The following is an 8,979-nucleotide window of genomic DNA, read 5'->3' as shown; positions in this document are numbered from 1 at the left end:
CCTCGCCGCCCGCGCGCCCGCCGGCCACCACGGCGCCCGCCACCGCCGCGCGGCCGAGGCCGCCCTCGACGGACTCCTGCTCGGCCCCCGCTGCTCGGCCCGCGAACTGACCGTCCTCGCCCCGCTCGGCCCCGGCCCGGCCTACGGCCGCCCGGTGGTGGCCGCCCTGCTCACCGCGCTGTACGCCGCGCGCGACGCCACCGACTACCAGCGCGCCACCGGTCGTACCGACGCGTTCGCCGCCGCCGTGCGGGCCGGCGTCTGCCGGGAGCTGACCGACGCCCTCGCCGGCCTCGTCACCGGCGCGGAGGGGATCCGCGTCCGCTTCCACTGGGCCCCCGCCGCCGGGCCGCCGCCGGGCCACGCGGCACACCCCGAACCCGTCGAGTTCTCGCCCGGGGACCTGCCGGCCCTGCGCGCCGCGAGCGTCCGCTACCGCGACGACGAACCCGCCGTCCCCGTCCGCCTCACCGGCACCGTGACGCACCTGTGGCGCGAGACCCCGGGCGGCGGCGGCACCGTACGGCTCCGGGTGCTGTCCGGGGCGGACGTGGCGGAGGTCCGCGCCGCGCTCGCCGAGCCGGACTACCGCGCCGCCGGCCGCGCCCACCTCGCGGGCCGGCCCGTCCGCCTCGACGGCCGGCTGGAGAGCGGCGGCGGTTTCCGCCGGCTCGCCGGTGCCGGGGGAGTGCTGCCGCTGCCGGTGGACGACGCGGAGCGGGAGCGGCTGCTGAAGGCCCTGCACACGGACCCGGACGGCTTCGGGGACCGGGACGGCGGCGGCGCCTGACCGTTTGGCGGCCCGGGCGCGGGGCTCGGTACGATTCAGACGCGCAGCGTCCGCTGCCGTGCCCAGAGTCAGGAGAGTCCGGTGTCAGACGTCCGTGTGATCATCCAACGCGATTCCGAGCGGGAAGAGCGCGTGGTGACGACGGGCACCACCGCGGCCGAGCTCTTCGCCGGCGAGCGCACCATCGTCGCGGCGCGGGTGGCGGGTCAGCTGAAGGACCTGGCGTACGAGGTCGCGGACGGCGACGAGGTGGAGCCGGTCGAGATCTCGTCCCCGGACGGCCTCGACATCCTCCGCCACTCCACCGCGCACGTCATGGCCCAGGCCGTGCAGGAGCTCTTCCCCGAGGCCAAGCTGGGCATCGGCCCGCCGGTCAAGGACGGTTTCTACTACGACTTCGACGTCGAGAAGCCCTTCACCCCCGACGATCTCAAGCTCATCGAGAAGAAGATGCAGGAGATCCAGAAGCGGGGCCAGCGCTTCTCCCGCCGCGTCGTCACCGACGAGGCCGCCCGCGAGGAGCTCGCCGGCGAGCCCTACAAGCTGGAGCTGATCGGCCTCAAGGGCTCGGCCTCCCAGGAGGACGGCGCCAACGTCGAGGTGGGCGCCGGCGAGCTCACCATCTACGACAATCTGGACGCGAAGACCGGCGAGCTGTGCTGGAAGGACCTCTGCCGGGGCCCGCACCTGCCGACCACCCGGTTCATCCCGGCGTTCAAGCTGATGCGCAACGCGGGCGCGTACTGGCGCGGCAGCGAGAAGAACCCCATGCTCCAGCGCATCTACGGCACCGCGTGGCCGACCAAGGACGAGCTCAAGGCGTACGTCGAGTTCCTCGCCGAGGCCGAGCGCCGCGACCACCGCAAGCTCGGTGCCGAGCTGGACCTCTTTTCCTTCCCGGACGAGCTGGGCCCGGGCCTCGCGGTGTTCCACCCCAAGGGCGGCATCATCCGCAAGGAGATGGAGACCTACTCGCGCAAGAAGCACGAGAACTCCGGCTACGAGTTCGTCAACACCCCGCACATCACGAAGGAACACCTCTTCGAGACCTCGGGGCACCTGCCGCACTACGCGGAGGGCATGTTCCCGCCGATCGAGTTCGACGGGCAGAACTACCGGCTCAAGGCCATGAACTGCCCGATGCACAACTTGATCTTCAAGTCCCGCGGGCGTTCCTACCGCGAACTGCCGCTGCGTCTCTTCGAGTTCGGCACGGTCTACCGCTACGAGAAGTCCGGCGTCGTGCACGGCCTGACCCGCTCCCGCGGCTTCACGCAGGACGACTCGCACATCTACTGCACCAAGGAGCAGATGCCGGAGGAGCTCGACACGCTCCTCACCTTCGTGCTCGACCTGCTGCGCGACTACGGTCTGACCGACTTCGAGCTGGAGCTCTCGACCCGCGACCCCGAGTCGGACAAGTTCATCGGCTCGGACGAGGAGTGGGCGGAGGCCACCGAGGCGCTGCGCCTGGCCGCCGAGAAGCAGGGACTTCCGCTGGTCCCGGACCCGGGCGGGGCCGCTTTCTACGGCCCGAAGATCTCGGTGCAGGCGAAGGACGCGATCGGCCGTTCCTGGCAGATGTCGACCCTCCAGGTCGACTTCAACCAGCCCCGCCGGTTCGGCCTGGAGTACACGGCGGCGGACGGCTCGCGCCAGCAGCCTGTCATGATCCACCGGGCGCTCTTCGGCAGCATCGAGCGCTTCTTCGGCGTCCTGCTGGAGCACTACGCGGGCGCGTTCCCGGCATGGCTGGCCCCGGTGCAGGCGGTCGGCATCCCGATCGGCGACGCGCACGTGGGGTACCTGGAGGAGTTCGCGGCCGAGGCCCGGGAGAAGGGCCTGCGGGTGGAGGTGGACGCCTCCTCGGACCGGATGCAGAAGAAGATCCGCAACGCCCAGAAGTCCAAGGTCCCGTTCATGATCATCGCCGGTGACGAGGACGTGGCCAACGGCGCCGTCTCCTTCCGCTACCGCGACGGGTCGCAGAAGAACGGCATCCCGAAGGACGAGGCCCTGGCCGAGCTCCTCGACGTCGTGGAGCGCCGCGTCCAGATGTGACGCGTGTGAGGTGAGGGGCGGTCCGTCAGGGCCGCCCCTCGTCACATCCCCGTCGGGGAATATGCTGCTCACCATGACGAGTGAGCCGGAGCAGCAGATCGGAGTCGGGTCCCCGGACGCCTTCCAGCGCCTGTGGACGCCCCACCGGATGGCCTACATCCAGGGGGAGAACAAGCCCACCGGCCCCGGTGCCGGCGACGGCTGCCCGTTCTGCTCCATTCCGGAGAAGTCGGACGAGGACGGGCTGATCATCGCCCGGGGCGAGCGCGTCTACGCGGTGCTCAACCTCTACCCGTACAACGGCGGCCACCTGATGGTCGTCCCGTTCCGGCACGTCGCCGACTACACGGAGCTCGACGCGGCGGAGACGCTCGAGCTGGCCGACTTCACCAAGCGGGCGATGCGGGCGCTCCGGGAGGCGTCCGGGGCGCACGGGTTCAACATCGGGATGAACCAGGGGGGTGTCGCGGGGGCGGGGATCGCCGCGCACCTGCACCAGCACGTCGTCCCCCGTTGGGGCGGGGACACCAACTTCCTGCCGGTCATCGGCCACACCAAGGTGCTGCCCCAACTCCTCGCGGACACCCGGAAGATGCTGTCCGACGCCTGGCCGGAGGCGTAGCACCCGGGGCGCGGGCCGGGGGCGCCGCGGGGACACGCGCCGAACCCATGAGCCGAAAATCACCCCAAAACCGGACAAAAAAGTTCTAATAGTGCGGTGACCTTCCCGCACCGCCGTACCGTGCTGCGCGCAGCCGCGAGCGGTGTCCTCGCCGGACTGGCGGGGGCACCGCTCGTCGGCTGTGACGAGGAGCGGCGGCCCGCCGAACGGACCGCGCCGTCCGGGCCCCCAGGGCCCGTCGCGCGTCCGCCCGCCCTGCCGCCGCTGCGGGCCGGACTGCCCGCGCAGATCGAGAACGGGCCGCGCGACCGCAAGGCCGTCGCCCTCACGTTCCACGGCCGGGGCGACGCCGCCACCGCGACCGGCTGCCTCGCGGAAGCCGAACGGGCGGGGGCGCGGGTCACCGTGCTGGCGGTGGGGGACTGGCTGGACGCCCAGCCGCGGCTGGCCCGCCGGGTCCTGGACGGCGGGCATGAACTCGGCAACCACACCATGCGCCACCTGGACATCTGCTCGCTGAGCCCCACGGCCGCGTACGCCGAGATCACCGAGTGCGCGGAGCGGCTGCGCCGGCTCACCGGCGGGATCGGACGCTGGTTCCGGCCGTCGAAGACGCGGCTCGCCACCGAGCAGGTGGTGGCGCTGGCGCGCAGGGCGGGCTATCCGCACCTTCTGTCGTACGACGTCGACTCCCTCGACTTCACCGATCCGGGCGCGGCGGCCGTCGGGCGCGCCGTGCTGGACGCGGTGCGTCCGGGGTCGGTGGTGAGTCTGCACTTCGGGCACGCCGGCACGGTGGCCGCGCTGCCCGCGATCCTCGACGGCCTGCACCGCCGCGGTCTGCGCGCGGTGACGACTTCGGAGCTGCTGACCTGATGATCCAGTTCTCGCACGTCCGCCCCCGTCTCCGTCCTCGTCCAGGTGATCGTCCCCGCCCGCGCCGGCTGCCGCGCGGGCTCCGCAGGATCGCGGTGCTGACCGCCGGCGGGGTGCTGCTGGCCGCGTCCGGCTGCGGCGGCGGCAGCAGCGACGAGGCCGCCGGGCGCCGTCCGCACCAGGAGCAGCGGCAGGGCGCGGCGGCCCCCAAGGTGCCGCAGGGGCTGCCGGGGATGCCGCCGCTGCTGGACCCGCACGACGTCTACGCGGCCGACCGCCCGAACGCGCTGTCCCCGGTGGTGAAGGACTTCCCGTCGCGGGTGTACGTGCCGAACACGGAGTCGGACACGGTCAGCGTCATCGACCCCAGGACGTACAAGGTGATCGAGACGATCCCGGTGGGGTCGCAGCCGCAGCACGTGGTGCCGTCGTGGGACCTGAAGACGCTGTGGGTCAACAACGACCGGGGGCACACGCTGACGCCGATCGACCCGGCGACGGGCCGCGCGGGCAAGACGGTGCCGGTGCACGACCCGTACAACCTCTACTTCACGCCGAACGGCAAGTACGCCGTGGTGATGGCGTCGATGGACCGGGAGCTGGTGTTCCGGGACGCGCACACCATGAAGCGGAAGAAGACGGTCCCGGTGAGCTGCCTGGGCGTGAACCACGCGGACTTCTCGCCGGACGGGCGGTACTTCATCGTCTCCTGCGAGTTCTCCGGGGAGCTGCTGAAGGTCGACACCGAGCAGATGAAGGTCATCGGGCAGCAGAAGCTGCCGTTCGACGGGGCGATGCCGCAGGACGTGAAGATCGCCTCGGACGGGCGGACCTGGTACGTCGCCGACATGATGGCCGACGGGCTGTGGGTGCTGGACGGGGACAAGTTCACCGAGCCGTGGCTGATGCCCACCGGCAAGGGGGCGCACGGGCTCTACGTCAGCCGGGACTCCAAGTCGATGTACATCTCCAACCGGGGCGAGGGCTCGATCTCGGTGCTCGACCTCAAGAGCCGCAAGCTGGTGCACAAGTGGGAGCTGCCGGACGGCGGCAGCCCGGACATGGGCGGGGTGTCGGCGGACGGCAGGGTGCTGTGGCTGTCCGGACGGTACAACAGCGAGGTGTACGCGATCGACACCACGGACGGGCACCAGATCGCGCGGATCCCGGTGGGCGCGGGGCCGCACGGGCTCGCCGTCTACCCGCAGCCCGGCCGGTACTCGCTGGGGCACACCGGGATCTTCCGGTGAGCCCTTCGGCGTAGGGCCTACGCGTTGTAGACGTCGGCCTGACGGGGCGACAGGTCCTGGACGGCGCCGCTGAGGTTGCCCGCGCGGCTCTTGAAGCGCTCGGTGTCCACCCCGTGTTCGGCGAGGAAGCGCACGGCGGTCTCGTGCACCACGCGGAGCACGGGGGTGGCGGCCCGCAGGGCGTCGTCGGCCATGAAGCGGTGGCGCCAGGGCTTGTCGGCCCAGGCGTGCCGCAGGCCGAAGGGCTCGGGGAGGACGAGCTTGCCGCCCCAGTACTCCAGCAGCGGCGGGTACCAGGTGAGGGGGGCGCGGGCGGCCAGCCGGACCACCTCGCGGGCCTCCACGACCGGGAGTTGGCGCTCCCAGGTCTCCCAGAACTTGAGGCCCTTGCGGAAGGTCTTGGTGCGGTTCTTCGGCTTCCCGTTGAAGACGGGGTGGATCGGGCCGAGGGCGTGGCCGGTGACCTCGATGCGCAGCGTCTTGTGCAGGACGGTCACGTTGATGAGCAGCGTGATGACCAACTGGCCGTCCCAGAGGACGAACTGGACGCCGAGGTAGTGGCGGTCGCCGCTGCCGAAGTGCTGCTCGTCGCAGATCTTCTGGAGGGCGGAGCCCCTTATCTGGAACGAGGCGTCCGCACTGGAGGGCCGCGAGACGGCGCCGGCGCCCTCGCCGACGGGGGAGACCACCCAGTGCTCGACGAACGGCGGGGTCAGGCCGCCGGTGTTGATGGGCGTGCGTTCGAGCAGGCGCAGCTGGTCGTGGACGGCACGCATGATGTCCCAGCTGCGGAACGGGTTGATCTCCTTGCCGGGGTCGGCGGGGGCCAGTTCCTCGGCGAGCTGCCAGCTGCCCCAGCGGGTGCCCATGCCGAGTATGCCCTTGGGGCCCGCGTAGAAGACGACGTTGCTCTTCTGCTCGGCGGAGAGGCGCTCCAGGTTCTGCCGGAGCTGTTCGGCGGCGCTCTCGCCGGGGTTCCTGGGGACGGCCTCGGGGATCTTGGCGCCGATGCCGCCGCCGTCCAGCAGGCCGACCCAGCGGCCGCGCAGGTCCTTGGCGGTGCGTTCGCAGATGGTCTTGGCCCAGGCCCAGCCGATGATCGGGGCGACCATCATCGCGCGGAGGTAGACGCCGAGGAAGCCGTCGAAGGGCATCTTGACCATGAGGACGGCGCCGAGGACGGCGAGGACCAGCAGCAGCGCGGTGCCGAGGGCTCCGGCGCGCTTGTTCTGCGCGCCGGCGAGGGTGCGGCGGAGCTGGAAGACGCCGAGCCAGATGAGGACGCCGGGCAGGAAGAGCACGCCGAAGACCAGCATCAGGACGGTCAGCCGGGCGTCGCGCAGTCTGCGGATGCGGCTGGCCGCGAGGCAGTGTTCGACGATGACCTGCGGTTCCATGCCGAAGGACTGGATGAGGGGCTTCCGGCCGCCGCCGAGCATGCGTTGCTGCACCGCGCGGGCGAAGGCCTCGCCGAGGTTGGGCTCGAAGAGGGAGATGCGGGGCGGTTTGACGGAGGACGTGGCCCAGTCGGAATTGGCTTTGAGGAGCTCCTCCATCGGCCCGTCGCGGTACGCGGCGGAGGCGAGCGCCTGCGTCGCCGCGGTCTGCCCCGCCCCGCCCGAGATGGGGACCTGGGCGCCCGGGCTGAAGTCGAACCCGTCTGTCACTGATGCCCCCCAAGGCGCACGCCGCTGCTGCGGCGGCCCGGACCGGCTGTCCGTCCGCGCCCGTTGCCGGGACGGCGGGTGCCGGTGGGCCGCGTGCCCAGCGTATCGGTGCGGACCGCCGCCTGTCGCAGCAGATGGGAAAGCCGCCCACTCCTGAAACGAGTTGGAGTGGGCGGCTTGTGAACTATGCGCCGTTCTGCTGCTGTTCGCGCACGCGCTCGGCGACCTGCGGCGGCATCGGCTCGTGCCGCGCGTACGAGCGGCTGAACCGCCCCGTGCCGTGCGACAGCGAGCGCAGGTCGACCGCGTACCGGCCGATCTCCAGCTCGGGCACCTCGGCCCGGATCAGCGTCCGGCCGCCGGGAGCCTGCTCGGTGCCCACCACCCGGCCGCGCCGGCCGGACAGGTCGCTCATGACCGGGCCCACGAACTCGTCGGCGACCAGCACCCGTACCTCGGCCACCGGCTCCAGCAGGTGCACCCGGGCCGCGGCGGCGGCCTCGCGGAGGGCGAGGGCGCCCGCCGTCTGGAACGCCGCGTCGGACGAGTCCACCGAGTGCGCCTTGCCGTCGACGAGGGTGACCCGGACGTCCACCAGCGGGGAGCCGGCGGCGACCCCCTTCGCGGCCTGCGCCCGGACGCCCTTCTCCACGGACGGGATGAACTGCCGCGGCACCGCGCCCCCGACCACCTTGTCCACGAACTCGATGCCCGAACCGCCCGGCAGCGGCTCCACCTCGATCTCGCAGATCGCGAACTGCCCGTGCCCACCGGACTGCTTGACGTGCCGGCCGCGCCCGGCCGCCTTCCCGCCGAAGGTCTCGCGCAGCTCCACCCGGTGCGGCACCACGTCGACCTGCACGCCGTAGCGGGTGCGCAGCCGCTCCAGCGCCACGTCCCGGTGCGCCTCGCCGAGGCACCAGAGGACGACCTGGTGGGTGTGCCGGTTGTGCTCCAGCCGCATCGTGGGGTCCTCGGCGACCAGCCGGGACAGGCCCTGGGACAGCTTGTCCTCGTCCGCCTTGCTGTGCGCCTGGATGGCCACCGGGAGCAGCGGGTCGGGCATCAGCCAGGGCTCCATGCGCAGCGGCCGGGCGGGGGAGGAGAGGGTGTCGCCGGTCTCGGCCCGGGCCAGCTTGGCGACGCAGGCGATGTCGCCGGCGACGGCCTGGGGGAGCGGGCGCTGCTGCTTGCCGAACGGGGACGACAGGGCGCCGACCCGCTCGTCCGCCTCGTGGTCCTCGTGCCCCCGGTCGGCGAGGCCGTGGCCGGACACGTGGACGGTCTCGTCCGGCCGCAGGGTCCCGGAGAAGACGCGGACGAGCGAGATCCGGCCGACGTACGGGTCGGAGGCGGTCCTGATCACCTCGGCCGCGAGCGGACCGGCCGGGTCGCAGGTCAGGGCGGGCAGTGGGGAGCCGTCGAGGCCGGTGACGGCGGGGATCTCCCGCTCGGTCGGGGTAGGGAAGCCGCCGGTGACCAGCTCCAGCAGCTCGACCGTGCCGAGCCCCTGGCGGGCGCCGTCGACGGCGGGGGCGGCGGGCAGCACGGGGTGGAAGGAGCCGCGTGCCACGGCCCGTTCCAGGTCCTCGATCAGGGTCTTGACGTCGATGTCCTCGCCGCCGAGGTAGCGGTCCATGAGGGTCTCGTCCTCGCTCTCGGCGATGATCCCCTCGATGAGCCGGTCCCGGGCCGCGTCGAGCACCGGCAGCA

General features: G+C 72.3%; 7 protein-coding genes. 5 read left to right on the top strand and 2 right to left on the bottom strand.

Features of this window, described 5'->3' with window-relative positions:
* From JNW98_RS21560 to JNW98_RS21540, 5 genes are all read left to right on the top strand, one after another.
* Positions 1-790 (top strand): hypothetical protein (locus tag JNW98_RS21560; protein ID WP_223769907.1); only part of this gene is annotated, 790 nt, incomplete at its 5' end.
* 81 nt (positions 791-871) lie between these two features.
* Entirely contained in the window at positions 872-2,851 is a 1,980-nt protein-coding gene (gene thrS, locus JNW98_RS21555) for a threonine--tRNA ligase (protein WP_223769906.1), read from the top strand.
* A 61-nt stretch (positions 2,852-2,912) separates the two neighbouring features.
* A complete protein-coding gene (locus JNW98_RS21550; RefSeq protein ID WP_223769905.1) occupies positions 2,913-3,473 on the top strand; it encodes an HIT family protein in 561 nt (186 codons plus the stop codon).
* 96 nt (positions 3,474-3,569) lie between these two features.
* Positions 3,570-4,349 carry a polysaccharide deacetylase family protein gene (locus tag JNW98_RS21545; protein ID WP_223769904.1) on the top strand — a complete coding sequence of 260 codons (780 nt, stop codon included), beginning with the start codon at positions 3,570-3,572 and terminating at the stop codon, positions 4,347-4,349.
* Complete coding sequence (locus tag JNW98_RS21540) at positions 4,349-5,599, top strand: YncE family protein (protein ID WP_443732503.1); 1,251 nt, start codon at positions 4,349-4,351, stop codon at positions 5,597-5,599. The genes JNW98_RS21545 and JNW98_RS21540 overlap by 1 nt, the downstream gene beginning before the upstream one ends.
* A 17-nt stretch (positions 5,600-5,616) precedes the next feature.
* On the opposite strand, the gene JNW98_RS21535 is transcribed toward JNW98_RS21540, so the two are convergent.
* Both JNW98_RS21535 and JNW98_RS21530 read right to left on the bottom strand, forming a co-directional pair.
* Positions 5,617-7,266, bottom strand: coding sequence for an AbeC-like domain-containing protein (locus JNW98_RS21535; protein ID WP_223769902.1), 1,650 nt, complete (start codon positions 7,264-7,266; stop codon positions 5,617-5,619).
* Positions 7,267-7,450: 184 nt separating this feature from the next.
* Positions 7,451-8,979 (bottom strand): elongation factor G-like protein EF-G2 (locus tag JNW98_RS21530; RefSeq protein WP_223769901.1); only part of this gene is annotated, 1,529 nt, incomplete at its 5' end.

Source organism: Streptomyces huiliensis (genome assembly GCF_020037025.1).
GTDB classification, from domain to species: Bacteria; Actinomycetota; Actinomycetes; order Streptomycetales; family Streptomycetaceae; genus Streptomyces; species Streptomyces huiliensis.
Note: the sequence above shows the minus strand (reverse complement) of the source record. Positions and strands in the feature narration are given on the sequence as shown.

Coding starts and splice junctions, on each gene's coding strand:
- JNW98_RS21550 (WP_223769905.1), top strand. CDS start 2,913: ATGCTGCTCACCATGACGAGTGAGCCGGAGCAGCAGATCGGAGTCGGG.
- JNW98_RS21540 (WP_443732503.1), top strand. CDS start 4,349: ATGATCCAGTTCTCGCACGTCCGCCCCCGTCTCCGTCCTCGTCCAGGT.